This is a genomic window from Bordetella petrii (genome assembly GCF_017356245.1).
Classification (GTDB): domain Bacteria; phylum Pseudomonadota; class Gammaproteobacteria; order Burkholderiales; family Burkholderiaceae_B; genus Bordetella_A; species Bordetella_A petrii_D.
In genome coordinates, this window is record NZ_JAFMZZ010000001.1 from 1,814,085 (window position 1) to 1,840,186 (window position 26,102).

Annotated in this window: 20 protein-coding genes; 16 read left to right on the forward strand and 4 right to left on the reverse strand. The window is 68.9% G+C overall.

The window, feature by feature from the left end; genetic code table 11:
• Positions 1 to 26: 26 nt before the first annotated feature.
• Positions 27 to 1,457 (reverse strand): DHA2 family efflux MFS transporter permease subunit, encoded by a 1,431-nt coding sequence (locus J2P76_RS08860; RefSeq protein ID WP_207406438.1) that lies wholly within the window; start codon positions 1,455 to 1,457, stop codon positions 27 to 29.
• Between the two features lie 97 nt (positions 1,458 to 1,554).
• On the opposite strand from J2P76_RS08860, the gene J2P76_RS08865 reads away from it, so the two are divergent.
• From J2P76_RS08865 to J2P76_RS08880, 4 genes are all read left to right on the forward strand, one after another.
• Positions 1,555 to 1,743, forward strand: a complete 189-nt coding sequence (locus J2P76_RS08865; protein WP_207406440.1) for a DUF3460 family protein — start codon at positions 1,555 to 1,557, stop codon at positions 1,741 to 1,743.
• 15 nt (positions 1,744 to 1,758) lie between these two features.
• Positions 1,759 to 2,646, forward strand: a complete 888-nt coding sequence (locus J2P76_RS08870) for a segregation and condensation protein A (RefSeq protein ID WP_207406442.1) — start codon at positions 1,759 to 1,761, stop codon at positions 2,644 to 2,646.
• A 37-nt stretch (positions 2,647 to 2,683) separates the two neighbouring features.
• Positions 2,684 to 3,526: a pantoate--beta-alanine ligase gene (gene panC, locus J2P76_RS08875; protein ID WP_207406444.1), complete on the forward strand. Its 843-nt coding sequence runs from the start codon at positions 2,684 to 2,686 to the stop codon at positions 3,524 to 3,526.
• Between the two features lie 116 nt (positions 3,527 to 3,642).
• Entirely contained in the window at positions 3,643 to 3,882 is a 240-nt protein-coding gene (locus J2P76_RS08880; protein ID WP_207406446.1) for a response regulator transcription factor, read from the forward strand.
• Here J2P76_RS08880 and J2P76_RS08885 read toward each other — a convergent pair.
• Entirely contained in the window at positions 3,871 to 4,656 is a 786-nt protein-coding gene (locus tag J2P76_RS08885; RefSeq protein WP_207406448.1) for an IclR family transcriptional regulator, read from the reverse strand. The genes J2P76_RS08880 and J2P76_RS08885 overlap by 12 nt on opposite strands.
• Before the next feature lie 145 nt (positions 4,657 to 4,801).
• Here J2P76_RS08885 and J2P76_RS08890 point away from each other — a divergent pair, with 145 nt between their 5' ends.
• The 5 genes from J2P76_RS08890 to J2P76_RS08910 are packed head-to-tail and all read left to right on the forward strand — an operon-like array spanning position 4,802 to position 10,868.
• A complete protein-coding gene (locus J2P76_RS08890) occupies positions 4,802 to 5,989 on the forward strand; it encodes an acyl-CoA dehydrogenase family protein (protein ID WP_207406457.1) in 1,188 nt (395 codons plus the stop codon).
• On the forward strand, positions 5,986 to 7,488 hold the full coding sequence (locus J2P76_RS08895; RefSeq protein ID WP_207406459.1) for a class I adenylate-forming enzyme family protein: 1,503 nt from the start codon (positions 5,986 to 5,988) through the stop codon (positions 7,486 to 7,488). Before J2P76_RS08890 ends, J2P76_RS08895 begins: the two co-directional genes overlap by 4 nt.
• Entirely contained in the window at positions 7,485 to 8,774 is a 1,290-nt protein-coding gene (locus tag J2P76_RS08900) for an MFS transporter (RefSeq protein ID WP_431603418.1), read from the forward strand. The genes J2P76_RS08895 and J2P76_RS08900 overlap by 4 nt, the downstream gene beginning before the upstream one ends.
• 43 nt (positions 8,775 to 8,817) lie before the next feature.
• Positions 8,818 to 9,837 (forward strand): cyclase family protein, encoded by a 1,020-nt coding sequence (locus J2P76_RS08905; protein ID WP_207406463.1) that lies wholly within the window; start codon positions 8,818 to 8,820, stop codon positions 9,835 to 9,837.
• Positions 9,838 to 9,890: 53 nt separating this feature from the next.
• Complete coding sequence (locus J2P76_RS08910; protein ID WP_207406465.1) at positions 9,891 to 10,868, forward strand: Bug family tripartite tricarboxylate transporter substrate binding protein; 978 nt, start codon at positions 9,891 to 9,893, stop codon at positions 10,866 to 10,868.
• On the opposite strand, the gene J2P76_RS08915 is transcribed toward J2P76_RS08910, so the two are convergent.
• Positions 10,865 to 12,964: a PIG-L family deacetylase gene (locus J2P76_RS08915; RefSeq protein ID WP_242697328.1), complete on the reverse strand. Its 2,100-nt coding sequence runs from the start codon at positions 12,962 to 12,964 to the stop codon at positions 10,865 to 10,867. The genes J2P76_RS08910 and J2P76_RS08915 overlap by 4 nt on opposite strands.
• A gap of 657 nt (positions 12,965 to 13,621) precedes the next feature.
• Positions 13,622 to 14,359: a copper resistance protein NlpE N-terminal domain-containing protein gene (locus J2P76_RS08920; RefSeq protein WP_207406466.1), complete on the reverse strand. Its 738-nt coding sequence runs from the start codon at positions 14,357 to 14,359 to the stop codon at positions 13,622 to 13,624.
• Positions 14,360 to 14,536: 177 nt separating this feature from the next.
• On the opposite strand from J2P76_RS08920, the gene J2P76_RS08925 reads away from it, so the two are divergent.
• The 7 genes from J2P76_RS08925 (at position 14,537) to J2P76_RS08955 (ending at position 25,992) form a co-directional block, all read left to right on the forward strand.
• A complete protein-coding gene (locus J2P76_RS08925) occupies positions 14,537 to 15,391 on the forward strand; it encodes a prepilin peptidase (protein WP_207406468.1) in 855 nt (284 codons plus the stop codon).
• Positions 15,392 to 15,448: 57 nt separating this feature from the next.
• Positions 15,449 to 16,093: a dephospho-CoA kinase gene (gene coaE, locus J2P76_RS08930; RefSeq protein ID WP_207406471.1), complete on the forward strand. Its 645-nt coding sequence runs from the start codon at positions 15,449 to 15,451 to the stop codon at positions 16,091 to 16,093.
• 40 nt (positions 16,094 to 16,133) lie between these two features.
• The gene (gene zapD / locus J2P76_RS08935; protein WP_207406473.1) at positions 16,134 to 16,886 is read left to right on the forward strand and encodes a cell division protein ZapD; all 753 of its coding nucleotides are present in this window, start codon (positions 16,134 to 16,136) and stop codon (positions 16,884 to 16,886) included.
• A 133-nt stretch (positions 16,887 to 17,019) separates the two neighbouring features.
• A complete protein-coding gene (locus J2P76_RS08940; RefSeq protein WP_207406475.1) occupies positions 17,020 to 18,267 on the forward strand; it encodes an MdtA/MuxA family multidrug efflux RND transporter periplasmic adaptor subunit in 1,248 nt (415 codons plus the stop codon).
• Complete coding sequence (locus J2P76_RS08945) at positions 18,264 to 21,353, forward strand: MdtB/MuxB family multidrug efflux RND transporter permease subunit (RefSeq protein ID WP_207406477.1); 3,090 nt, start codon at positions 18,264 to 18,266, stop codon at positions 21,351 to 21,353. Before J2P76_RS08940 ends, J2P76_RS08945 begins: the two co-directional genes overlap by 4 nt.
• Positions 21,350 to 24,466: a multidrug efflux RND transporter permease subunit gene (locus J2P76_RS08950; protein ID WP_207406485.1), complete on the forward strand. Its 3,117-nt coding sequence runs from the start codon at positions 21,350 to 21,352 to the stop codon at positions 24,464 to 24,466. The genes J2P76_RS08945 and J2P76_RS08950 overlap by 4 nt, the downstream gene beginning before the upstream one ends.
• The gene (locus tag J2P76_RS08955; protein WP_207406487.1) at positions 24,463 to 25,992 is read left to right on the forward strand and encodes an efflux transporter outer membrane subunit; all 1,530 of its coding nucleotides are present in this window, start codon (positions 24,463 to 24,465) and stop codon (positions 25,990 to 25,992) included. Before J2P76_RS08950 ends, J2P76_RS08955 begins: the two co-directional genes overlap by 4 nt.
• Positions 25,993 to 26,102: the final 110 nt, after the last annotated feature.

Sequence of the window (26,102 nt, forward strand, 5' to 3'; positions counted from 1 at the left end):
CAAGAGCCGTGCACGATGTGCCGGCCCTATCCCTGCAGCTGGGCCCCGGCGGCGGGCGACAGCCTGCGGAACGACAGCAGCGAGGCCGCGCACAAACCGCCGATGACCAGAAACGCGACCACCGTGTCGCCGATGGCGACATGGTCGGCGCCCCGCGCGGCCATGCTGATATTCAGCGTGACCGCGGCCACCCCCACGCCCAGGCTGATGCCCAGCTGCTGGGCCATGGCCGCGAAACTGCTGGCGCTGCTCATGCGCTCGGGCGGGATATCGGCATAGGTTAGCGTATTTACGCCGGTGAATTGCAGCGACCGGAAGAAGCCGCCAGCCAGCAGGATGCCGATCAGCAGCCATACCGGCGTGGTGGCCGTGAAGGCCGCGCAGGCCACGATGAACAGCCCCGTGAGCACGGCGTTGACGGTAAGCACGCGGCGGAAACCGAAGCGCTGCACGATGGGCGTGGCCACGAATTTCATCAGCAGCGCCCCGGCGGCGCTGGCGAAGGTGATCATGCCGGCCGAGAACGGCGTCAGGCCGAAGCCCACCTGCAATTGCACGGCCAGCAGGAACGGCATGGCGCCCACCGCGAAGCGGCACAGGTTGCCGCCCAGCACCGAGATGGCGAAGGTGGGTTCGCGCAGCAGGGTCAGGTCGAGGATGGGGTGGGCGGCCCGCTTGGCGTGCTGCACATAAAGCACGCCGCACAGCAGGCCCAGGGCGGCCAGGCCGGCCACCGCCAGCGGCGGGATCAGGCTGTGTCCCAGGGCCTCGAAGGCGCTGACCAGCGTGGCCAGGCAGACGGCGCTGAGCAGGAACCCCAGCCAGTCCAGCCGGGGCGTGGAAGCCTCGCGGATCTCGGGCACGTAGCGCCGCACCAGGGCAATACCCAGGATACCGATAGGGATATTGATCAGGAAGATCCAGTGCCACGACATGTACGTCACCATGAAGCCGCCCAGGGGCGGGCCGATCACCGGGCCCAGCAGCGCGGGGATGGACAGGAACGACATGGCCTTGAGCAGGTCTTGTTTGGGCACCACGCGCAGCAGGATGATGCGGCCCACCGGCACCATCATGGCGCCGGCGATGCCCTGGGCGATGCGGGCCAGCACCAGGTGGGTGAGGTTCTGCGACAGCGCGCAGGCCACCGAGCTGAGCGTGAACAAAGCGATGGCCGCCATGAAGACGCGCCGCGCCCCGTAGCGGTCGGCCGCCCAGCCGCTGACCGGCACGAACACCGCCACGGCCAGCAAATACGATGTAATGGCCACGTTCAGCCGCACCGCGGTCGAGCCCAGCGCCTGGGCCATTACGGGCAGGGCCGTGGCCACCACGGTGGAGTCGAGCATTTGCATGAAAAGCGCGCACCCGACGATGAAGGGAATCATCCGGGCCGCGCGGGCGGTGTCCTGGGAAGGAGAAGAAGGTGAGGGCGAACTGGCGGTGTCGGCAGGCATGTCGGCAGGGGACAGAGGGGCCGGTCGATTGTAACGCCGACGGCCGGCCGGGGCTGAAGTAAACTTGCGTGATCCGCAACCTGTTCAAATCGGTGCCATGGCCAGCAATTACGAATCCGAAATCACCCGCTTCCTGAAGGCGTACAAGGCGTCGCATCCCGACGTCGAGCAGCGCCAGCGCGAAGGCCGCGCCCGGCTCTGGGACAAACCGCAGAATACCGAGCTGCTCGAAGGCTTCCGCGCCGGCCGCGTGCCGCAAAAGCCGTACGTGTATCAGGCCGACTGATACCGCGCGGTGTCCATGCCCTCGAACTCCCCGGTTTCCGGCGAAGCCCTGGCCGCTTTGGTCGAACCCACGGTCGACAGCACCCCCGACGTCGTCGACAGCGTGGCGTTCGCGCGCCTGTACGGCGAGCCGCTGTTCCAGCTGCCCACCGACCTGTACATCCCGCCCGACGCGCTGGAAGTCTTCCTGGAAACCTTCGAGGGCCCGCTCGACCTGCTGCTGTACCTGATCCGCAAGCAGAATTTCAACGTGCTCGACATTCCCATGGCGGATGTCACGCGGCAATACCTGTCGTATGTCGAGCAGATCCGCCTGCACAACCTCGAACTGGCGGCCGAATACCTGCTGATGGCGGCCATGCTGATCGAGATCAAGTCACGCATGCTGCTGCCGGTCAAGAAAACCGATACCGGCGAAGAACCCGAAGACCCGCGCGCCGAACTGGTGCGCCGCCTGCTCGAATACGAGCAGATGAAACTGGCGGCGCAGAAGCTCGATGCCCTGCCGCAGCTGGGGCGCGACTTCAAAAGCGCCCAGGCCGTGGCCGACATCAGCACCGAGCGCATGCTGCCCGACGTCAGCGTCGACGATCTGCGCGCCGCGTGGGCCGACATCCTCAAGCGCGCCAAGCTGAACCAGCATCACCACATCACGCGCGAACAGCTGTCGGTGCGCGACCACATGACCCACATCCTGCGGCGCCTGAACGACGTGCGCTTCATGGAATTCGGCGAGCTCTTCATGGAGCGCGTCCGCGAGGGCGCGCCGGTGGCCGTGGTGGTGGTACATTTCATCGCCATGCTCGAACTGGCGCGCGAATCGCTGCTGGACATCACCCAGGCCGAACCCTACGCGCCCATCTATGTGCGCCTGGCCTATACCAGCGTAGCCGCCGCCGCCTGAGCGGCGCGGCGGCCACCGACCGTTCCCGGAGATCCCCTTGAAAGTCGTCCACACGATTCAGGAATTGCGCGATCACCTGCGCGGTCAGAACCGCGTGTCGTTCGTGCCCACCATGGGCAATCTGCACGAAGGCCACCTGGCCCTGATGAAGCTGGCGCGCCAGCACGGCGATCCGGTGGTGGCCAGCATTTTCGTCAACCGCCTGCAGTTCGGCCCCAACGAAGACTTCGACCGCTACCCGCGCACTTTGCGCGACGACATCGCAAAACTCGAGAACGCGCGCGACGTATACGTGCTGTTCGCGCCCCACGAGCGCGAGATGTACCCCGAGCCGCAGAATTACCGCGTGCAGCCGCCCGACGACCTGGGCGACATCCTGGAAGGCGAGTTCCGGCCGGGTTTTTTCGGCGGGGTCAGCACGGTGGTGCTGAAGCTGCTGTCGTGCGTGCAGCCGCGCGTGGCGGTGTTCGGCAAGAAAGACTACCAACAGCTGATGATCGTGCGCAACATGTGCCGCCAGTTCCAGCTGCCGGTGGACATCGTCGCGCATGAAACCGTGCGCGCCGACGACGGCCTGGCCCTGTCGTCGCGCAACCGCTACCTGTCGCCGGCCGAGCGCGCCGAGGCGCCGGCGCTGTACCAGGCGCTGCAATCGATACGCCAGCAAGTGGCCGCGGGCGCCCGCGACCTGCCGGCCGTCGAGCGCGAGGCCGTGCAGGCGCTGGCCGCGCGCGGCTGGCAGGTCGACTACCTGGCGGTGCGCCGCCAGCGCGATCTGCAGGCGCCGCAGCCGGCCGATCTGGCCGCCGGCGAGCCGCTGGTTGCCCTGGCGGCGGCCAAGCTGGGCGCCACGCGGCTGATCGACAACCTGGAACTGTAGCGGGCAAGCGGGGCGCCGGCTCCGCGCAGAATCATGTCCTGTCAGGTTTGACAGCTATATGGCCCCACGCGGCCCTGGCAGACTGCCCAGCAATCCGACCTTGCAAGAGACCTTCCATGCAGGATTCTTCCTTGCCACCCGGCGGTGGCGCGGCGGGCCGGCTCACTCCGCGCGAGCAGCAGGTCGTGTCTTACCTGACGGCGGGCAAGCCCAACAAGGTGGTCGCCATCGAACTGGGCATTTCGCTGCGCACCGCCGAAGCGCATCGCGCGCGCATTTTCCGCAAGCTGGGCGTGCGCAACACGCTTGAACTGGCCTGCACTCTGTGCCGCCACGGCGGGCACTCACGATCCTAATTCGCCGGTAATGCGCGAGGCCTCGTGCCTGAGCTGGCTGGCGATTTCCTTGCGGCGCTGCGGGTCCATGCGTCCGTAGTGGGCCGCCACACTGATCGCGGCGATCGGCTGCCTGGCCAGGTATACCGTCACCCCCACGCCATACATGCCCTTGAGCAGATGGCCGGGATTGAATGCATAGCCGCGCTGCCGCGCATCTTGCACGGCCTGCATCAGCACATCGCCGGTCACGGTAGGGTACGGCGCCAGCCGCGCACTGTTGCGGCGCAGTACGTTGCGCACCTCGTCGTCTTCCAGCGCGGCCAGCAGTGCCAGACTGCCCGAGCCCACGCCCAGAGGGCGTCGGGTGCCCACATTCTGCGTCAGCACTTTGACCGGAAACGCGCCTTCCTTGCGGTCGATGCATACGGCATCCAGGCCGCTGCGGATGGTCAGCATGACTGTGTCGCCGGTGGCCTGCGCCAGCCGTTCCAGCGACGGCCGGGTCACCGCGCGTATGTCCAGGCGATTGGCCGCGCGTTCTCCCAGCGACAGGAATTCAAGCCCCAGGTAGTACACCCGGCTGCCGGCGGCCTGCTCGACGAAGCCTTCATGGGTCAGCGATTTCAGCAGCCGGTGCAGCGTGCCCTTGCTCAGGCCGCTTTGGGCCTGCAGGTCGGAAAACCGCATTCCCGATGATGATGCGTTGAAAGACAGCATGCGCAGGATATCCAGCGCGCGCTTGACGCTCTGGACAGTGTCTCCGTTGGCGCCTTGCTCGATGGTGCGCCCCATTTTCTCCAACCCCGGTTTTGCATGTCGGTACTGGAGTTCCGTCTGGCGGAACTTTTGCGCAGTTTACGCCTTTTTGCGAGGGGCGGCCGCTAGATTTCCCTCGACCGGCCGTCCGTGAGCAGGCGGCCCGCATGGTGGAGGAGCAATGCAGATTCAACAGCCCTATGACTGGAGCCGCGGCTTGTGGCGGGACACAGTGGACGCGGCTTTCCTGGACGGCCTGCGCGCGGCCGTGGCCGCCGAAGTGCTGCCGCGGGCCGACGCGATCGACCGCGACGACGTATACCCCGTGGATGTGATCAAGGCGCTGGCTGCGCAGGGCTACACCAGCATGACCCTGCCAACCCGCTGGGGCGGCGCCGGCAGCAGCTACGGCCTGTGCGCGGCCCTGTTCGAAGAGGCTTCGTATGCCAGCGCCGCCGTGGGCATCAGTCTGATTACCATCCTGCAGGCCCAGAACCTGATCCAGGCGTTTGCCGACGAATCGCTCAAGGCGCGGGTGCTGCCCGAGTTCCGGCAGGGGCTGATTACGTCGTACGCCCTGACCGAGGCCAATCATGGCAGCGACATCCGCAGCCTGGACACCAAGGCGGTTCGCACGGCCGGCGGCTGGCGGCTGACCGGACGCAAGTCGTTCATCACCTCGGGGTCGGCGGCCGAGGCGTACATCATCCTGGCGCAGACCGACGTGGGCGTATCGACCTTCTTCGTGCGCCGCGACATGCCGGGCGTGTCCACACAGATGGGCCCCAGCGCCAGCACGTTCGGGCTGCGCAACGGCCCGCATGTGGACCTGTTGCTCGATGGCGCCGAAGTGCCGGCCGACCACCTGGTGGGCCAGGAAGGCAAGGGTGTGCGGCAGGCGGTGACCGTGCTGGATTTCTCGCGCACCATGGCCGCGGCGATCAGCACAGGCATCGCGCGCGCCGCATTCGACCGGGCGCTGGATTTCGCGGCCAGCCGCGTCGCTTTCGACACCACCGTGCTGCAGTTCCAGGGTATTCAATGGTATTTCGCCGACATGCTGGCCGAGATCGACGCAGCCCGCCTGCTGGTATACGACGCGTGCCGGGCGCTGGACGAGCATCGCGACATCGCCCGCCACGCCAGCCAGGCGAAACTGCTGGCCGGCCGCGTTGCCACCCGCACCGCCGAGCAGGCCGTGCAGATCTGCGGCGCCTACGGCGTTACTGAGAATGCACCGTTCGGCCGCTACCTGCGCGATGCCAAGGCGTATGAGATCGCGGGCGGCTCATCCGAGATACTGAAGAACACGCTGGGCAAGTACCTGCTCAAGTTCGTCGCCGGCCGGGCGGGCGGGGAGCCCGCATGATCACCGACTTGCTCTACGCGCATGCCGCGAACACGCCTGAGCATCCCTTTCTGGTGTGCGATGCGGGCCAGTACAGCTATGCGGCCATGGCCCGGCTGGTGTCGCAAGCGGCGCGCCGGTTGCACGGGCACGGCGTGCGGCCAGGCCATCGGGTGGCCTTGCTGTGCGGCAACCGCCCGGCCTTTCTGGCCGCCTGGTTTGCCATCAGCGAGCTGGGGGCGGTAGCGGTGCCGCTGAACACCGGACTGAAAGGCGAAGGGTTGCGCTACATTCTGGCGCAAAGCGGCGCAAGCCTGCTGCTGATCGAGCCCGGCCTGCTGGACGCTCTGGCCGCCGACCTGGATGCGCTGGAAGCGGGCCCGCCGCGCCTGACGGTCGACAGCTGGTTGGAACAGGCGCCGGCGCAGGCGGCGCGTTGGTCCGAGCGCGCCGCCCAACAGCCGCTGGCGGCCAACAGCATTCTGTACACCTCGGGCACCACTGGCCTGCCCAAGGGCGCGGTGCTGCCGCATGCGGCCTATCTGGCGGCCGGGCACGACATGGCGCGGTCGCTGGATCTGAGTCCGCAGGACCGCATCATGGTGTTCCTGCCGCTGTTCCACGCCAATCCACAGATGTACGCCGTCGCCTCGGCCCTGCACGTGGGCGCCACGCTGGTGCTGCGCCCGCGCTTTTCGGCCCGTGCGTTCTTCGACGATGCGATCCGCTTCGGTGCCACCGGCTTTACCTATGTGGGCACCGTGCTGGCTATCCTGGAAAAACAGCATCCGCAGCCGCGCGCCGATCATCCGCTGCGCTGGGGCGTGGGCGGCGGGGCGCCCGAGCGCGTCTGGCGCGATCTGGCGCCGCGCTTCGGCCTGGCGGTGTGCGAGCTGTACGGCATGACCGAAACCGGCGGCTGGGTCAGCATGAATACCGCGCAGGCCACCCGCGTGGGTTCGGTGGGACAGGCGCGGCCCGGCGTCGCCCTGGAGGTGCGCCGCGAAGACGGCCGGCCGGCGCCGCCGGGTGGCCAGGGTGAGATCGTGGCCCATGCCGAGCCGGGCATTTTCTTTACCGGATACTGGAACAACCCCGAAGCCACCGCCGCCACGCTGCGCGAGGGCTGGCTGCATACGGGCGACCGCGGCTCGCTGGACGCTGACGGCTACCTGTATTTCCATGGCCGCATCAAAGAGCTGATCAGGCGTGGCGGCGAGATGATCGCGCCGGCCGAGATCGAGATGCAGCTGCTGCGCCACGCCGACATCCGCGAATGCGCCGTGATCGGCGTGCCTGACGAGATCATGGGCGAGGAAATCCTTGCCGTCCTGGTGGCCCGGCGCCCGATCGACGCCGCCGAGCTGCGCGAATTCGTGGCGGCGCGCCTGCCGGCGCACATGGTGCCGCGCTACGCGGCCTACGTGGACTGCCTGCCCAAGACCGAGACCGAAAAAATAAAACGCCACGAGCTGGCCAGGCTGGATGCGCCGGTACTGGACATGGGGACGCGAGACTGAGTACGGAGGAATTCATGTCGAATCTGCAAGAGAGCAGTATCGCTGAAGGAGGCAACGGGCTGGGCGAGTTCTACCGCGCGCTGGAGCCCATGGAGCGCCGCACATTCTGGGCCTGTTTTGGCGGCTGGGTGCTGGACGGGCTGGACTTCATGCTGTATCCGCTGGTCATCGGCACCATCATCGCTCAGTGGCAAGTGGATCCGTCGAGCGCCGGTTTCGCGGTGACGCTGACCCTGCTGGCCTCGGCGGTGGGGGGATGGGGCGCCGGCATACTGTCGGATCGCATCGGCCGGGTGCGCACGCTGCAGATCACCATTGTGTGGTTTTCGGTTTTTTCGGTGTTATGCGCCCTGGCGCAGAATTTCAACCAGCTGATCCTGTTCCGCGCATTGCTGGGCATCGGCTTCGGCGGCGAATGGACCGCCGGCGCCGTGCTGATAGGGGAAACCATCCGGGCCCGCTATCGCGGCCGCGCGGTGGGGTCGGTGCAGTCCGGCTGGGCGGTCGGCTGGGCACTGGCCGTGCTGGTGCAGGTGGTGTTCTACACCGCCTTGCCACCCGAGCAGGCCTGGCGCTGGATGTTCGCTTTCGGCGCGCTGCCGGCCTTGCTGGTGGCGTCCCTGCGCCGCTACGTGCCCGAGCCGGGCGTGGCGGTGCGCGCGCGCAAAGAAAACGACGCTTCCCGTGCGCCATTCTGGGACATTTTCAAGCCGCCGGTGCTGCGCATCACCGTGCTTACCGCGCTGCTGGGCACCGGCGCCCAGGGCGGCTACTACGCCATTACCACCTGGGTGCCGCTATACCTGAAGTCCGAGCGCCATCTGTCCGTCATCGGCACCAGCGGCTACCTGGCCGTGCTGATCGCCGGCTCGTTCTGCGGCTATCTGACCGGCGCCTGGCTGTCCGACCGGATCGGGCGCCGCCGCCTGTTCCAGCTGTTCTCGCTGGCCTCGCCACTGCTGGTCATTGCCTACCTGGTCCTGCCCATTCCCAACAGCCTGATGCTGCTGCTGGGTTTCCCGCTAGGGTTCTGCGCCAGCGCCTATTACTCGGGGCTGGGACCGTTTTTCACCGAAATGTTTCCCACCGCGCTGCGTGGATCGGGGCAGGGCTTCGCCTACAACTTCGGCCGCGGCATCGGCGCGCTATTCCCGGGCTTCGTGGGCATGCTGGCCGGCAGCCTGTCGCTGGGGCGGGCGATCACGCTGTTTGCCGTGCTGGCCTACGGCTTGTTCTTCATCATGGCCTGCATCATGCCCGAGACGCGTGGCCGTGCGCTGCAGTAACGGAAGATGCCGCAATCGGGCGGCATCCAGGACGGAGGAATCGATGGCACGACGCTGGAAACAACGGCCCGACGGATCGAACTGGGGCGATTTCGGAGACGATGATCAACTGGGGCGCCTGAATCTGCTGACGCCGCAGAAAGTGCTGGAGGCGGTCGCTGAGGTGCGCGCCGGCCAGGCATTCAGCCTGAGCCTGCCGCTGGATTTCCCGGGCGGCAATGTCTTGAACCCGGCCCGCCATCCGCCGCGCCTGACCGCCACGCGGCGCGACGACAAGCCGGTATTCCTGCATTCATTCGCGCATGACCACAACACCACCGATGTGGCATGCGACGACATGGTGACGCTGTGCCTGCAGTATTCCACCCAGTGGGACGCGCTGTCGCACATCGGCTCGCATTTCGATGCCGACCAGGATGGCCGGGACGAGATCGTGTTCTACAACGGCTATCGCCCCGATCCCGACTTCAGCCATCCGGACGCCACGCCCGATGGCGCGTCCAGGGCGCACCGCCTCGGTATCGAGCACATGGCGGCCACCGGCGTGCAGGGCCGCGGCGTGATGGTGGACTTGCGCCACCACTACGGCGACGCGCGCCGCCGCGTCGGCTACGACGACCTGATGGCGGTCATCGAGCGCGATGGCGTGCAGGTGCGGCGCGGCGACATGCTGTGCCTGCATACCGGGTTCGCCGAAATGGTGTTGTCCATGCAGGGCCGGCCCGATGCGGCCCGGCTGGCGCAGTCGTGTGCGGTGCTGGACGGCAGCGATGTCCGGCTGCGCCGCTGGGTGGACGAGAGCGGCATTGCCGCCCTGATCGCCGATAACTATGCCGTGGAAGACCGTCCCTACGATTTCCACGGCGACGGCTGCCACGCGCTGCTGCCGCTGCATGAACTGTGCCTGTTCAAGCTGGGTATCCATCTGGGAGAACTGTGGCACCTGACGCCGCTGGCCGAATGGCTGCGCCGGCACGGGCGCCATGCGTTCCTGCTGACCGCGCCGCCCTTGCGCCTGCCGGGCGCGGTGGGGTCGCCGCTTAATCCCGTCGCGACTGTGTAGCGCGGCTTGCGTCCCGCCTTGCGGCGGGGCGCCCAGACAAAAAGGAGAGAGACATGAAAAAGAAATCTTTTATCGCCCTGGCGGCCTGCGCCGCGGTGGCGCTGTGGGCCGGCACGCCGGGCCTGGCCCAGGCCAGTTGGCCCGACAAGCCGATTCGCCTGCTGGTGGGTTTTTCGCCCGGCGGGCCCACCGACAACGTGGCGCGCATCCTGGCCGAAAGCATGAGCGTCCAGCTGGGCCAGCCGGTCGTGGTCGAGAACAAGGCCGGCGCGGCAGGCAATATTGCCGCCGCGGCGCTTACGCAGGCCGCCAATGACGGCTATACGCTGCTGTACAACACCTCGTCGATTGTGATCGCGCCGTGGGTCTACAAGACTCCCGGCTTCGATCCGGTGAAGGATTTTGCCCCGGTGGGGCTGACCGCTGCCGTGCCGCTGGTGCTGGCCACTACTGCCGGCCTGCCGGCGAAAACCCCCGGCGAGCTGGTGGCGCTGTTGAAGGCCGAGCCGGGCAAGTACAACTACGCGTCCTCGGGCACCGGCGCCATCGAACACTTGACGGCGGCGCAGCTGCTCAAGCTGGTGGGCGCGCAGGCCACGCATGTGCCCTACAAGGGCACCGCGCCCGCGCAGGTGGACCTGATCGCCGGGGCGACGCAATTCACCACCACCACGCTCAATACTGTCATCGCGCCGGTGCAGAAAGGCACGCTGCACGCCCTGGCGGTGACCAGCCGCGAGCGTTCGCCGGTGCTGCCGGATGTGCCGACGATTTCGGAAACCCTGGCGCCCGGCTTCGAGAGCCTGGCCTGGCAGGGTATTGTGGCGCCGGCTGGCACGCCGGCCCCGGTTCTGCAACAGCTCAACGCGGCGATCAACGCGGCGCTGGCGTCTGATGCCGTCCAGCAGAAGCTGCGGGCGCAGGGCACGCTCATCCTGGGCGGCACCGTGGACGACTACGCGAAGTACATCCGCGACGAGTCGGCCCGCTGGGGCAAGGTGGTCGAGCAGGCCGGGGTCCAGGCGCGCTAGTGCGCCGAGCCGGCCGTGGCCGTAGCCGTGGCTGTGGCCGTGACGGTAGCGGGGCTGGCGGCCACGGCCGCCGCCGGGCCGGCTGGCTTGGGTTCGGCCGAAGCCAGTACGCCCGCTGCCGGGATGCGCGTGCCGAAGGGGCCGCCGCCGGCCAGCGGCAACTCGCCCAGCGCGGCGTCGGCCGCCCATACGCCATTGCGGCGCGCCAGCACCTGGTACGTTTGCAGCTGGCCGGCGCTGCGGGCTACCACGTACAGGGTGCCGTGCAGGAAGCGCATGGCCGGCAGCGAGGCGGCGTGCGCCTCGAGCCTGGTCGGCTGTCCGTCCTCCACCAGCCACAGCGCGCCGCCCTGGCGCTCCAGCACCGCCACCGCTACTTCGCCGTCCTGGTCAGCGCCGACGGCGGGCCTGCCCACATATTCGATGCCCAGGTCGACGGCCGGGGTCCAGCGCAGCGTGCGCGAGGCGGCATCGGCCGGGGCAATGGCGGCATCCTGCACGATGCGCATCAGGTGCCGGGTATCTTTGTCGCGCAGGTACAGCTCGATCAGGCCCTGTGCGTTGCGGATGGCCGCCAGGCCGCCGCCGCACCGGGGCGCGGGCACGCGCTGCCAGGGGCCCCAGGCGGCCTCGTCCTGTGCGGCGCGCTGCCGGGTGGCGTACAGCCAGCCGTCACTGTCGATGGCGAACGCCCAGAAGCGGTTGCCGGCATCTTTGGCGATAGCCGCATTGCCCACCGCGCCCGGCAGCTGGGGCAGCGCCTGCCAGGGCGCCCAGCCGCTGTCCAGGCCCTGCAGGGCGGTCCAGTGGTACAGGCCGTCGTTGCCCATGGCCACGGCCGCCGCATCGCCGCGCGGCGCCACCGCCGGCGGCCGGGCCGCCCGCACGCCGGCCAGGGCCTGCCAGCCCTTCCAGGTGCCGTCCAGATTCTGTTTGTTGATCCACAGGCCGCCCAGCGTATCGCGGGCCAGTATCCCCACCGATGAATCCGGGTAGGCGAACGACACCAGCGGCCCGGCGGTGCGGCCGCCCAGCGTGTTCCAGCGGCCGTTGCGGGCGTCCCACATATTGACGGCGTCGTTGGCCTCGCCGGCGGCGAACACCATCAGGCCGCCCTGCGGATCGGCGAACAGTTCGGGCGCCACGTCGTGGCGCGACACGTAGTACGAGCGGCGCACCCAGGCCGCGGCCGGGCCGGCCGGTTCCTGGCAGCCCACGGGTCCCGAGCAGTAGTGGTAGTCGTTCCAGGCGTACTGCCGGAAGATTTCGGACTTGCTGGCGATCTCGGCGTCGGCCAAGTTGGCCTCGCGTTCCTGGCTGGGGTAATCGATGTAGCCGGTTTCGGCGTAGTTGCCCGGCGCCTGCGCGATGGCTTCGCGCACCAGCCGCGCGCTGGCGATGTGGTCGGGGTGCCCGTGCCCGGCGCAGCGCCAGCACAGCTTGGTGTACGGCACGCTGATCGTGTCGTCCAGGTGGCGCACGGTGGTGGGGCCGTAGGCCCTGATGATGGCGGCCAGGGTGCGCACCAGGTCGGCGCGGCGGTATACGTCGTGGTACGGGCCCAGCGTGTCGGCGGTCATGCCGGGCACCGATTCGGCCTGGCTCAGGGGCGTCAGGCTGCCCCAGCCCTTGCCCAGCCAGGGGTCTTTCAGGCGCATGTGCCACAGCTGCACATGCGGGTTGCCCTGCAGCGTGAAACGGGCGACGTGATAGGCGTCGACCAATACCGTGTCTTCTTTCCACAGATCGGGCTGCCTGGCCATGTAGGCATAGGCGGCGCGCACGCCGCGCTCGCGGCCCAGCATGTAGTGTTCGCCTTCGCCCGCGTCGCTGGCGGTCAGGTACACCACCTGCACGCAGCCCCCGGCCTCGATGTTCGAGGCGATGTCGGGGTTCATGAACAGCAGGTCGTCATCCAGGTGGGCGACAAAGGCCAGGTCTTTGATGCCATGGCATTCGGCCAGCGTGGGGACGGCGGAGGGCGCCGTGGCGGGAATGGCCGGCGTGGCAGCCACGGCGGCGGCGCAGGCAAGCCAGGCCAGGCCGGGCAACAGGAAGCGGATGGCGCGCAGGCAGCGGGCCGGAAAGGGTCGCATGGATCGTCAGGCGGACGACAACCCGATACGGAGCCTGGCGATGAGCTGCGTCAGCCCGAGTATCTTGGTATGGCGTAACGTCGTTGTTCTGTGGTGCGCGGCGAGTATAGCGGGTTGCCTGCGCCGCCGCCATCGGGGCGACCCTGAGTGGCTGCCCGGGCCAGGCGCCAGGCTCCCGAAGGGTGTCAGGCCGCGTTGTGAGCCGTGGTTGTCTCGGACAGTGTCCGACACCCATGGTGCTACCTTAAGGACGATCCGGTGATTTCCTGGCTATTGGTCTTATGCACCTGTGGATATTGCGTTTTGGGGTTTGCGTTCTAGCCCCGTCCCGCGTCGTGCGGGCCAGCGGTGCCGGCGCACGTGCGTCGGGCTCGGGCGCAACCAGGCGCCCTCGGCCTGCTGCGCAGGCTGCCCCGCCGCCCAACGCGCCGACACCGCTGGCCCGGACGACGCGGGACTGCGATAGTTGAATTCGAACCGCCGCTCAGCACCCGTATCGCAGGATCGTCCAGTTTATCCAGGTGTCTGACTCCCGTAGGGTGTCAGACACCGAAGTGTGCCGCGATTGTCTCAATAGCACGGTGTCTGACACCCTGCGGGAGTCAGATACCTGCCATCACACCCGCCGTTCGACCGCTGAGCGGGGGCGCGTGCCCGTCAAAGGCACTTCGGGGCGGGCTGGCCCGACAGCTCGTCGATGGCATCCAGGTCGGGCTGGCGCGTCAGGCTGTAGTTCAGGTTGGGCGATTTGCCCAGCACCGAGCGCACGCGCAGCACGTTGTTGGCGGCCACCACGAATTCGACGCGCTGGTTGCCGTCGGCGTCGGCCAGCAGCACGCGCGGGGGGTGTTCGGCGGTGGCGTCCCAGCAGCCCTGTTCGGCGCTGGGTTTGCCCAGGTTGCCGGCGCTGTCCAGGAACGCGGTACGGCTGCGCCAGCGGCCATTGGGCGCCAGGGTCAGCGTGATGCGCTGCGCCGCGCATTGCGGCGACGGCGTCAGGCAGGGCAGGGTGCCCATGTAGGTCTGGGCCTGCGGCACCAGCGCGTGGGCGGCCGGCGAGGCGCTGCCGGCGGCTTCGGCCGCGGCATTGGCGCTGCTTTCAGAGGCTTTCGCGGCCGCGGCGTCTTCGGCGTCGGACCTGCCGCGGGACTGGCCCGGCGGCGGCGCCTTCAGTTCAATTTGCAGCTGCGAGGGCGCGCGCACCACTTGCCGATAGCCGGCCCCTTCGCCCTGGTACTGCGCGTCGGTGGTCGTGCTGGCCGCCGGCGGGTTGTAGTAGCCCGCGCTGCGATGCTGGGCACAGCCGGCCACCAGCAGCGCGATACCCGCCAGCGCGGCCGCGGTCAGGGTCGGGGATCTGCGGCGGGGCGCCTGGGAAAGCACGGGAGCGGGCATGGTGGCTGGTGGCGGTAGTTGGATATGTCCGGAATTCTACGCATTTATGCAAACATCCGATACGCTCGCGCCACAGTCCGGGTTTGAACTATTCGCCGCATGCCGGAATAATGCGACGTCGCCGCGTTGCGGCCGGTTCTTGCCCCGCGCGGCATTTTTCCTGTCCGTCTGAACTTCATGTGGCATCCCTTTGCAGTCGATCCTGGATGGGCCATTGCCATGGCCGCGGTGCTGGGCCTGGCGGTCGGCAGCTGGCTGACCGTGCTGGCGCACCGCCTGCCCCGCATGATGGAGCGCGAATGGCTGCAGCAGTACCAGGAGTTCCGGCCTGGAGCCGTGTCCGACCCCGAGTCCGGCGCCGCGGCCGGCTACACGCTGTGGCGCCCGGGCTGGCACTGCCCGGCCTGCGCCGCGCCGGTGCGCGGCTGGCGCCGGCTGCCGGTGCTGGGCTGGCTGCTGCTGCGCGGGCGCTGCGGCGCCTGCGGCGACCCCATCGGCTGGCGTTATCCTGTCACTGAACTGGCCACTGCGCTGCTGTTCGCCCTGTGCGCCTGGCGCTTCGGGCCCACCCTGATCGCGCTGTGCGCCATGGGCCTGTGCGCGGCGCTGCTGGCCCTGGCCTGGATCGACCTGCAGACCAGCCTGCTGCCCGACGCCATCACCCTGCCGCTGGCCTGGGCGGGGCTGCTGGCCAACCTGGGCGGGGCGCTGGCGCCGCTGCCGCTGGCCGTGCTGGGGGCGGTGGTGGGCTATGTGTTCCTGTGGCTGCTGTTCCACATGTTCCGGCTGCTTACCGGCCGCGAAGGCATGGGCTACGGCGACTTCAAGCTGCTGGCGGCGCTGGGGGCCTGGTTCGGCCTGGCCGCGCTGCCCGGCCTGCTGCTGGTGGCCTCGCTGGCCGGTGTGGCCGGCGCGGGCATCCTGCGCCTGACGGGCCATGCGCGCCGCGGCCAGCCCTTGCCGTTCGGGCCGTACCTGGCGCTGGCCGGCATCGCGATGCTGATGGCGGTGGGGCATCCGGCATGGTTCTGACACGGCGCCAGGGCGTATGCTGGACAGGCAGGCAATGTTCTTGATGGAAAAGCGGCTATGTACAAAATCGGCCTGACCGGCGGCATCGGCTCCGGCAAGACGCGCGTGGCGGACATGCTGGCCGAATGGGGCGCGGCGCTGGTCGACACCGACGCCATCGCGCACGACCTGACGGCCGCGGGCGGCGAGGCCATGCCCGCCATCAGCCAGGCCTTCGGCGCCGCCGCCGTAGCCGCCGACGGCTCGCTCGACCGGGCCTGGATGCGCGACCTGGTCTTCCGCCAGCCCGAGGCCCGCGCGCGGCTCGAGGCCATCCTGCATCCGCTGATCGGCCTGCACACCCGGCGCGCGGCCGATGCGGCGCAGGGCGTCTACCTGGTGTTCGTGGTGCCCCTGCTGGTCGAATCGGGCCGCTGGCGCGAGCGGGTCGACCGCATCTGCGTGGTTGATTGCGACCCCGCAACCCAGGTCGCCCGTGTGCAGGCGCGCAGCGGGCTGACGGAGCAGGCCATACGGCGTATCATGGCGGCACAGGCCGCGCGGGCAACCCGGCTCGCGGCAGCGGATGATGTCATCGTCAACGATGGCGCCACGTCTGCCCAGCAGTTGCGCGCGCGGGCAAAGGCTCTGCACGACAGCTGGTGCCGATTGGCGGCGGCACCGCGCCGGCCCCCGCCATGCGCGGCCGGCGTTCCTGAATAACCCGGCCCGCGGGCCGCTCACCAACAGGCCTGTATAAAGCGTGATTCTTTACGAATATCCCTTCAACGAGCGTATCCGCGCCTATCTCCGGCTGGAATATCTGTTCGACAGATTGTTCTACTTCGCACGTGAAGGCGACCCCCGCCATCACCAGATCGCGGTCGCGACCTTGTTCGATATTCTCGACGCCACCGAACGCACCGACGTCAAAACCTCCGTCCTGCAAGACCTCGAACGCCAGCGCGCGGCGCTGCACGCGCTGCGCGACCATCCCGGCGTGGCGCAGGACGCCCTTGAGTCCATGCTGGCCGAAATGGAACGCACGGTGGGCGGCCTGGCGGCCCAGGGCCGCGCCGGCCAGTCCCTGCGCGAAAACGAGTGGCTGGTCAGCCTGCGCGGCCGGCTGGCGGTGCCGGGCGGCGCCACGCAGGTCGACATGCCTTCGTACCACGCCTGGCAGCACCGGCCCGAGGCCGGGCGCTGCGCCGACCTGCAGGCCTGGACGGCTCCGCTGCGCCCGCTGCACGATGCCGTGGCCATGGCGCTGCGCCTGCTGCGCGAATCGGGCCGCCGGTCCGAAATCGTGGCCGAGCAGGGCGGCTACCAGCAAATGCTGGCTGGCAAGCTGTTCCAGCTGCTGCGGGTCTGGATCGACCCGGCCCAGGGGGTCTTCCCCGAAATCAGCGCCAACAAGTACATGATCTGGATACGCTTCTCGGCCCAGGACGGCGACGCCAAGCCCCAGCAGGTGGCGCGCGACATCGGTTTCCAGATGTCTCTGTGCAGCGCCTGAGCGGCGCCCGGGCGCGGCCTGGCGGTTTCCGCCTGATTCCTGTTGCGGTGTATTTCAGGGCGCGGCGCGCGGCGCCGTAAACGGGCGCAGTTGGGGGACAATAGCGGCTCCCGCTGCCTGCGCCCCATACTTCATGCCCGAAAGCCGCCCCGTTCCGCCGCCCCGCCGCACGCGCCGCCTGGTTGCCATCATCCTGCTATTGCTGGCCGCCGCCGTGGCGGCATGGCTGCTCTTCAAGCCCGGCGGGTCCCAGCAGCCCGCGCAGCGCGGCGGCCGCGGCTTCGGCGGGGCCGCCATGATGAACCTGCCGGTGCCCGTGCGGGTGGCCCAGGCCGGCACCCAGGACATCGACATCGTGCTGCGCGCCCTGGGCACCGTCACCGCCTACAACACCGTCACGGTGCGCAGCCGGGTCGATGGCGAACTGGTGCGGGTGGCTTTCAACGAAGGCCAGCGCGTCAAGGCCGGCGACCTGCTGGCGCAGATCGATCCGCGCCCCTTCGAGGTGGCGCTGGCGCAGGCGCAGGGCCAGCAGCAGCAGAACCAGGCCCTGCTGGCCAATGCGCGGCGCGACCTGCAGCGCTATCAGACGCTGTTCAAGCAGGATTCCATCGCGCGCCAGCAGCTCGACACCCAGGCCGCGCTGGTGCGCCAATACGAAGGCACCCAGAAAATCGACCAGGCCGCGGTCGACGACGCCAAGCTGCAGCTGGGCTATACGCGCATCACCGCTCCCATCGAAGGCCGCCTGGGCCTGCGCAAGGTCGATCCGGGCAACCTGGTATCCGCCGGCGATACCGACGGCCTGGTGGTCATTACGCAAACCCAGCCCATCGCGGTGGTGTTCTCGCTGCCCGAAACCCAGCTGCCCGAGGTGCTCGAGCAGGTGCGCGCCGGCCGCACCCTGGCGGTGCAGGCCTACGACCGCACCGACACCCAGGCCATCGCCAGCGGCCAGCTCGAAACCATCGACAACCAGATCGACGTGGCCACCGGCACCGTCAAGCTCAAGGCGCGGTTCGACAATGCCGACGAGCTGCTGTTTCCCAACCAGTTCGTCAATGTGCGCCTGCTGGTGCAGACGCGCGCCGATACCACGGTCATTCCCACCGCGGCGGTGCAGCAGGGCTCGGCCGGCGCCTTCGTGTTCCTGCTGCGCCAGGACAGCACCGTGGAGGTGCGCCAGGTGAAACTGGGCGCCATCAACGGCGACCGCGTCGCCGTGAATGAGGGCCTGGCGCCCGGCGACAAGGTGGTCGTCGAAGGCACCGACCGCCTGCGCACCGGCGCCAAGGTGAACGTCGTCACCGGCGACACCGCCATTCCCGCCTCGCCCGGCCAGGCGCTGGGCGCCGGCCAGCCCGCTTCGAAGGCGCCGTGAGCCCGTCGCGCCTGTTCATCCTGCGGCCGGTCGCCACCACGCTGTCGATGGTGGCGATCCTGATCGCCGGGTTCATCGCCTACCGCCTGCTGCCGGTGTCGGCGCTGCCCGAAGTCGATTACCCCACCATCCAGGTGGTGACGCTGTACCCGGGCGCCAGCCCCGATGTCATGACCTCGCTGGTCACCTCGCCGCTCGAACGCCAGTTCGGGCAGATGCCGGGCCTGAACCAGATGTCGTCCACCAGTTCGGGCGGCGCGTCGGTGATCACGCTGCAGTTCAGCCTGGATCTGTCGCTGGACGTGGCCGAACAGGAAGTGCAGGCGGCCATCAATGCCGCCTCGAACCTGCTGCCCAGCGACCTGCCGGTGCCGCCCGTGTACAACAAGGTCAATCCGGCCGACGCGCCGGTGCTGACCCTGGCCATCAGCTCGCCCACCATGCCGCTGCCGCAGGTGCGCGACCTGGTCGACACCCGCATGGCGCAGAAGCTGTCGCAGGTGCCGGGCGTGGGGCTGGTGGGCGTGGCGGGCGGGCAGCGGCCGGCCGTGCGCATTCAGGTGAACCCGCGCGCGCTGGCGGCGGCCGGAATGTCACTGGCCGACCTGCGCACGGCGGTGGTGGGCGCCAACGTCAACCAGCCCAAGGGCAATCTCGACGGGCCCGAGCGTTCGACCACCATCGACGCCAACGACCAGCTCAAGTCGCCCACCGCTTACAACGATCTCATCATCGCCTACCGCAATAACGCGCCGCTGCGCCTGTCCGATGTGGCGAACGCCGTGCAGGGCGCCGAAGACGTGCGCCAGGCGGCCTGGGCGGGCGGCCAGCCCGCCATTCTGCTCAACGTGCAGCGCCAGCCCGGCGCCAATGTCATCGACGTGGTCGATCGCATCCGGGCCATGTTGCCGCAGGTCAAAGAGGCCCTGCCCGCCACGCTGGACGTCAGCATCGTGTCCGACCGCACGCAGACCATCCGCGCCTCGGTGTCGGATGTGCAGTTCGAGATGATGCTGGCGGTGGCCCTGGTGGTCATGGTGACCTTCCTGTTCCTGCGCAGCCTGACCGCCACCTTCATTCCCAGCGTGGTGGTGCCGCTGTCGCTGATCGGCACCTTCGGCATCATGTACCTGGCGGGCTTCAGCATCAACAACCTGACGCTCATGGCCCTGACCATCGCCACCGGCTTCGTGGTCGACGACGCCATCGTCATGATCGAGAACATCGCGCGCCACCTCGAACAGGGCGAAACCCCCATGCAGGCCGCGCTCAAGGGCGCCGCGCAGATCGGCTTCACGCTGATCTCGCTGACCTTCTCGCTGATCGCCGTGCTGATCCCGCTGCTTTTCATGACCGAAGTGGTGGGGCGGCTGTTCCGCGAGTTCGCCATCACGCTGGCCGTGGCCATCCTGATTTCGCTGGTGGTGTCGCTGACATTGACGCCGATGATGTGCGCGCGCCTGCTGCGGCCCGAGTCCGAGCAGCGCCACGGGCGCTTCCACCGGGCCACGGGCGCCTTCATCGACCGCACCATCGCCCACTACGACCGCATGCTGCAGTGGGTGCTGGCGCACCAGCCGCTGACGCTGCTGGTGGCGGTGGGCACGTTCGCGCTTACCGTGCTGCTGTACATCGCCATTCCCAAGGGCTTTTTCCCGCAGCAGGACACCGGCATGATCCAGGCCATTACCCAGGCCCCGGCCTCGGTGTCGTTTCCGGCCATGGCGCAGCGCCAGCAAGAGGCCGCGCGCATCGTGCTGCAAGACCCCGACGTCGAATCGGTTTCGTCGTTCATCGGCGTGGACGGCACCAACGCCACGCTGAACACCGGCCGCATGCAGATCGCCCTGAAGCCGCACGGCCAGCGCGAGGCCGACCTGCCCGCCGTTACGCAGCGCCTGCAAGACGCGCTGGACGCCCAGCAGGGTGTCAGGGTGTACATGCAGCCGGTGCAGGATCTCACCATCGAAGACCGCGTCAGCCGCACGCAATACCAGATGACGCTGTCCAACCCGGACATCGCCGTGCTGGCCGAATGGGCGCCCAGGCTGGTCGACCGCCTGTCGCAGCTGCCCGAACTGACCGACGTGGCCCACGACCTGCAGGACGACGGCCTGCAGACCTGGGTCGAGATCGACCGCGACGCCGCCGCGCGCCTGGGCATTTCCACCTCGGCCATCGACGAGGCCCTGTACAACGCTTTCGGCCAGCGGCTCATTTCCACCATCTTCACCCAGTCGAACCAGTACCGCGTCGTGCTGGAAGTGCTGCCGCAGTTCCGCCAGTCGCCCGAGGCGCTGGGCCAGATCCACCTGGCCACCGAATCGGGCGCGCTGGTGCCGCTGTCGGCCGTGGCGCACATCTCGCAGGGCCGCACCATGCTGGCCATCAACCGGCTCGACCAGTTCCCCATGACCACGGTGTCGTTCAACCTGGCGCCGGGCGCCTCGCTGTCGGCGGCGGTGGATGCCATCGCGGCGGCCGAGGCCGGGATCGGCATGCCGGCCAGCATCGAGACACGCTACCAGGGCGCCGCGCTGGCCTTCCAGAATTCGCTGTCGAGCACGCTGTGGCTGATCCTGGCGGCGGTGATCACCATGTACATCGTGCTGGGCGTGCTGTACGAAAGCTACATCCATCCCATCACCATCCTGTCCACGCTGCCTTCCGCGGCGGTGGGCGCGCTGCTGGCGCTGATGATCAGCGGCACCGAACTCGACATGATCGGCATCATCGGCATCATCTTGCTGATCGGCATCGTGAAAAAGAACGCCATCATGATGATCGACTTCGCGCTCGAGGCCGAGCGCAAGCGCGGGCTGGCGCCGCGCGCCGCCATCCATGAGGCCGCGCTGCTGCGCTTCCGGCCCATCCTGATGACCACGCTGGCCGCGCTGTTCGGCGCGCTGCCGCTGATGCTGTCCACCGGCACCGGCGCCGAGCTGCGCCAGCCGCTGGGCCTGGTGATGGTGGGCGGCCTGCTGCTCAGCCAGGTGCTCACGCTGTTCACCACGCCGGTCATCTACCTGATGTTCGACCGCCTGGCGCGGCGCGGCCGCGCGCGTCCCGCCGCGGAGCAGCCATGATCCTGTCGGCGCCCTTCATCGTCCGCCCGGTCGCCACGGTACTGCTGTGCCTGGGGCTGGTGCTGGCGGGGGTGCTGTCGTTCCGGCTGCTGCCGGTGGCGCCGCTGCCGGAAGTCGACCTGCCCATCATCTCGGTAACCGCCAACCTGCCCGGCGCCAGCCCCGAAACCATGGCGTCCAGCGTGGCCACGCCGCTGGAGCGCTCGCTGGGCAGCATCGCGGGCGTTACCGAAATGACCTCGCGCAATTCGCAGGGCTCGACCCGCATCATCCTGCAGTTCGACCTGAGCCGCGACATCGACGGCGCCGCGCGCGATGTGCAGGCGGCCATCAATGCGGCGCGCTCGCTGCTGCCCACGGGCCTGCGCAGCAATCCCACCTACCACAAGGTCAACCCGTCGTCGGCGCCCATCATGGTGCTGGCGCTGACGTCCGGCACGCTCAGCCAGGGCAGGCTGTACGACCTGGCCTCGACCATCGTGGCGCAGAAGCTGGCGCAGGTGAACGGCGTGGGCGAGGTCACCGTGGGCGGCAGCTCGCTGCCGGCAGTGCGGGTCAACCTGATTCCGGGCGCGCTGTCCAGCCGCGGCGTGTCGCTCGACGAAGTGCGCACCACCCTGACCGAGGCCAATGCCAACCGGCCCAAGGGCGTCATCGAGAATGACCGCTACCACTGGCAGATCATGGCCAGCGACCAGCTCGAGCGCGCCGAACAATACCGCCCGCTGATCGTCGCCTGGCGCGACGGCGCCGCGGTGCGGCTGTCGGATGTGGCCACTGTCGAGGACTCGGTCGAAGACCTGTTCCAGACCGGCTTCTACAACGACCGCCAGGCCATCCTGCTGATCCTGCGGCGCCAGGCCGATGCCAACATCATCGAAACCGTCGAGGCCATCCGCGCGCAGCTGCCGCAGCTGGCGGCGCTGCTGCCGGGCGACGTAGACATGACGGTGGCCCAGGACCGCACCCCCAGCATCCGCGCCTCGCTGCACGAGGCCGAGCTGACGCTGGTGGTGGCCGTGGCGCTGGTGATGCTGGTGGTGCTGCTGTTCCTGCGGCACTGGCGCGCCGCGCTGATCCCCAGCGTGGCGGTGCCGGTGTCGCTGGTGGGCACGTTCTGCGTCATGTACTTGTGCGGCTTCACGCTGAACACGATTTCGCTGATGGCGCTGATCGTGGCCACCGGCTTCGTGGTCGACGACGCCATCGTGGTGCTGGAAAACATCATGCGCCACATCGAACAGGGCGCCTCGCCCATGCGGGCCGCGCTGCGCGGCTCGCGCGAGGTCGGCTTCACGGTGCTGTCCATGAGCCTGTCGCTGGTGGCGGTGTTCATCCCCATCCTGCTGATGGGCGGCGTGGTGGGGCGGCTGTTCCGCGAATTCGCCGTGACGCTGTCGGCGGCCATCATGGTGTCGCTGGTGGTGTCGCTGACCCTGACGCCGATGATGTGCGCGCGCCTGCTGCGCGCCCAGGCGCCCGAGCGCGCGCCGGGCCGGCTGTCGCGGGCCATCGGGCGCGGTTTCGACGCGGTGCTGGCGCGCTACCGGCGCAGCCTGTCGTGGGCGCTGGCGCACGGCCGCATCATGCTGCTGCTGCTGGCCGCCGCCATCGGGCTGAATGTGTACCTGTACGCGGTGGTGCCCAAGGGGTTCTTCCCGCAGCAGGACACCGGCCAGCTGCTGGGCTTCTTCCGGGTCGACCAGGGCACCTCGTTCCAGGCCACGGTGCCCAAGCTGGAATACTTCCGCAAGGTGATCCTGTCCGACCCGGCGGTGGCCAGCATCACCGTGCACGCCGGCGGGCGCGGCGGCAGCAACAGCAGCTTCATGTCGATCCAGCTCAAGCCGCAGGCCGAACGCCGGGCCAGCGCCAACGACGTGGTCAACCGGCTGCGCGGGCGGCTGCAGAACACCCCCGGCGCGCGCGTTTTCCTGGTGCCTCAGCAGGACATCTTCCTGGGCGGCGGGCAAGGCAGCGGCTCGTACGACTACACCCTGCTGGCCGGCGAGCTGTCGCTGCTGCGCACCTGGATGCCCAAGGTGCAGCAGGCCATGGCCGCGCTGCCCGAGCTTACCGACGTGGACACCAGCGTCGAAGACAAGGGCCGCCAGGTCGAACTGGTGATCGACCGCGAGGCCGCGACGCGGCTGGGCATCAGCATGTCCGATATTTCCGCGGTGCTGAACAACTCGTTCAGCCAGCGCCAGGTGTCGGTGATGTATGGCCCGCTGAACCAGTACCACGTGGTCATGGGGGTGGACCAGCGCTTTGCCCAGGATGCCGAGTCGCTCAAGCAGGTGCACGTCATCACCCAGGACGGCCAGCGTGTGCCGCTGGCGGCCTTCGCGCACTTCGAGTCGGGCAATGCGCCGCTCAGCGTGCAGCACAACGGCCTGTTCGCGGCCGACGACATCTCGTTCAACCTGGCGCCGGGCGTTTCGCTGGATCAGGCCATCCGCGCCATCGATGCGGCGGTGGCGCGCATCGGGCTGCCCTCCGACCAGATCCAGGCCGGCTTCCTGGGCACCGCCGCCGCCCAGCAGGAAGCGCAAAGCCAGCAGCCCTGGCTGATCCTGGGCGCGCTGGTCACCATGTACATTGTGCTGGGCATCTTGTACGAAAACCTGGTGCACCCGCTGACCATCCTGTCGACCCTGCCCTCGGCCGGCATCGGCGCGCTGCTGGCGCTGATGCTGGTGGGCAGCGAATTCACCATCATTGCCCTGATCGGCGTGTTCCTGCTGATCGGCATCGTGAAAAAGAACGCCATCATGATGGTGGATTTCGCGCTGGATGCCGAGCGCCGCCGCGGCCTGCCGCCGCGCGACGCCATTTTCGAGGCCTGCCTGACGCGCTTCCGGCCCATCATGATGACCACCCTGGCCGCCATTTTCGGCGCGCTGCCGCTGGTGCTGGCCACCGGAGCCGGCGTCGAGATGCGCCAGCCGCTGGGGGTGACCATCGTCGGCGGCCTGATTCTCAGCCAGATCCTTACGCTGTACACCACGCCGGTCGTGTACCTGTACCTGGACCGCTTCCGCCTGTGGGCCCGGCGCCGCCGCGGCGCGCAAGGCGCGATCGGTTCGCAACCTGATGTAGAACGCCCATGAGCCGCGCATCGCCATTGCCCTTTTCCTTCCCGGCCGCGCGCGCGTCGCGCCGAGCGGCCGCCGTGCTGTGCTGCGCGCTGTTGTCGGCCTGCGCGGTGGGCCCCGATTACCAGCGGCCCGCGATGGACCTGGGCGATGCCTACAAAGAGGCGCAAAGCCAGGAAGGCTGGAAGCCCGCGCAGCCGCGCGACGCGGCCGAGCGCGGCGCCTGGTGGCGGGTATACGGCGACGCCACGCTCGATGGTTTGATGGGGCAGTTGAACACGGCCAACCAGAGCATTGCCCAGGCCGAGGCGAACTACCGCCAGGCGCAGGCGCTGGTGCAGGGCGCGCGCGCCGGGTTCTTTCCCACGGTGGGCACCGATGCCGGCGTGACGCGCGCCGGCGGCGGCAGCACCGCCACCAGCAGCGGGGTGGCCAACCAGTACAGCCTGAGCGGCACCGCCAGCTGGGAGCTCGACCTGTGGGGCCGCGTACGCCGCGATGTCGAGGCCAGCCGCGCCGAGGCCCAGGCCAGCCTGGGCGACTTGGCCAATGCGCGCCTCAGCGCGCAGTCGGCGCTGGCGCAAGACTATTTCCAGCTGCGCATCCTGGACGAACAGAAGCGCCTGCTGGAATCCACGGTGCAGGCCTACGAGCGTTCGCTGCAGATGACGCAGAACCGCTACCAGGCGGGCGTGGCCGGGCGCGGTGACGTATCGGTGGCGCAGGCCCAGCTGGAAAGCGCCCGCGCCCAGCTGATCGACCTGGAATGGCAGCGCGGCCAGTTCGAACACGCCATCGCGGTGCTGGTGGGGCTGGCGCCCTCGCGCTTCGCGCTGCCGCCCCAGGCGTTCGCGCAGGCGGTGCCGCAGATTCCGGCCGGCGTACCGTCCGAATTGCTGGAGCGCCGCCCCGACGTGGCGTCGGCCGAACGCCGCGCGGCCTCGGCCAATGCGCAGATCGGCGTGGCGCAGGCGGCCTGGTTCCCCGACCTGGTGCTGAGCGCCAACGGCGGTTTCCGCAGCGGCGAGTTCGCGCAGTGGCTGACCGCGCCCGCCCGCTTCTGGTCGCTGGGGCCGGCGCTGGCGCTGACCCTGTTCGACGGCGGCGCCCGCCAGGCGCAGCTGGACCAGGCGCGCGCCGCCTACGATGCCCAGGCCGCGCTGTACCGGCAAACGGTGCTGGGCGCGCTGCGCGAAGTGGAAGACTACCTGATCCAGCTGCGCGTGCTGGAACACGAACAGGTGGTGCAGCGCCGCGCCCTGGAAGCCACGCGCGAATCGCTGCGGCTGGCGCGCAACCAGTATCAGGCGGGCCTGATCGGCTACCTGGACGTGGCCGTGCTGGAAACCAGTGCGCTGACCAGCGAGCGCAGCGCAATCACGCTGGTGGGCAGCCGCCTGACAGCCAGCGTGCAGTTGATCGCGGCGCTGGGCGGCGGCTGGCAGGGCCTGGAGGCGGAGCGGGCCGAGGCCCAGGGGGACGCGGCCGCCGGATCGACGGGTTCCGTGGATGCCGCCGCAGGCTCTGCTTCGGGCTCTTGAGGCGTCGCGGCGCGGCGCCGCCCAGGTGTCTGGCTCCCGCAGGGTGCCAGACACCGTACTGTTGAGACAGCCCCTGCCCACTCCGGTGTCCGATACCCTTCGGAAGCCGG

Excerpts from the sequence above, each read along its gene's own strand:
- J2P76_RS08925 (WP_207406468.1), top strand. The coding sequence starts at position 14,537 with ATGTGGCATCCCTTTGCAGTCGATCCTGGATGGGCCATTGCCATGGCC.
- J2P76_RS08880 (WP_207406446.1), top strand. The coding sequence starts at position 3,643 with ATGCAGGATTCTTCCTTGCCACCCGGCGGTGGCGCGGCGGGCCGGCTC.
- J2P76_RS08920 (WP_207406466.1), bottom strand. The coding sequence starts at position 14,359 with ATGCCCGCTCCCGTGCTTTCCCAGGCGCCCCGCCGCAGATCCCCGACC.
- J2P76_RS08870 (WP_207406442.1), top strand. The coding sequence starts at position 1,759 with ATGCCCTCGAACTCCCCGGTTTCCGGCGAAGCCCTGGCCGCTTTGGTC.
- J2P76_RS08940 (WP_207406475.1), top strand. The coding sequence starts at position 17,020 with ATGCCCGAAAGCCGCCCCGTTCCGCCGCCCCGCCGCACGCGCCGCCTG.
- J2P76_RS08905 (WP_207406463.1), top strand. The coding sequence starts at position 8,818 with ATGGCACGACGCTGGAAACAACGGCCCGACGGATCGAACTGGGGCGAT.
- J2P76_RS08860 (WP_207406438.1), bottom strand. The coding sequence starts at position 1,457 with ATGCCTGCCGACACCGCCAGTTCGCCCTCACCTTCTTCTCCTTCCCAG.
- J2P76_RS08890 (WP_207406457.1), top strand. The coding sequence starts at position 4,802 with ATGCAGATTCAACAGCCCTATGACTGGAGCCGCGGCTTGTGGCGGGAC.
- J2P76_RS08955 (WP_207406487.1), top strand. The coding sequence starts at position 24,463 with ATGAGCCGCGCATCGCCATTGCCCTTTTCCTTCCCGGCCGCGCGCGCG.
- J2P76_RS08885 (WP_207406448.1), bottom strand. The coding sequence starts at position 4,656 with ATGGGGCGCACCATCGAGCAAGGCGCCAACGGAGACACTGTCCAGAGC.
- J2P76_RS08950 (WP_207406485.1), top strand. The coding sequence starts at position 21,350 with ATGATCCTGTCGGCGCCCTTCATCGTCCGCCCGGTCGCCACGGTACTG.
- J2P76_RS08895 (WP_207406459.1), top strand. The coding sequence starts at position 5,986 with ATGATCACCGACTTGCTCTACGCGCATGCCGCGAACACGCCTGAGCAT.
- J2P76_RS08915 (WP_242697328.1), bottom strand. The coding sequence starts at position 12,964 with ATGCGACCCTTTCCGGCCCGCTGCCTGCGCGCCATCCGCTTCCTGTTG.
- J2P76_RS08910 (WP_207406465.1), top strand. The coding sequence starts at position 9,891 with ATGAAAAAGAAATCTTTTATCGCCCTGGCGGCCTGCGCCGCGGTGGCG.
- coaE (WP_207406471.1), top strand. The coding sequence starts at position 15,449 with ATGTACAAAATCGGCCTGACCGGCGGCATCGGCTCCGGCAAGACGCGC.
- J2P76_RS08865 (WP_207406440.1), top strand. The coding sequence starts at position 1,555 with ATGGCCAGCAATTACGAATCCGAAATCACCCGCTTCCTGAAGGCGTAC.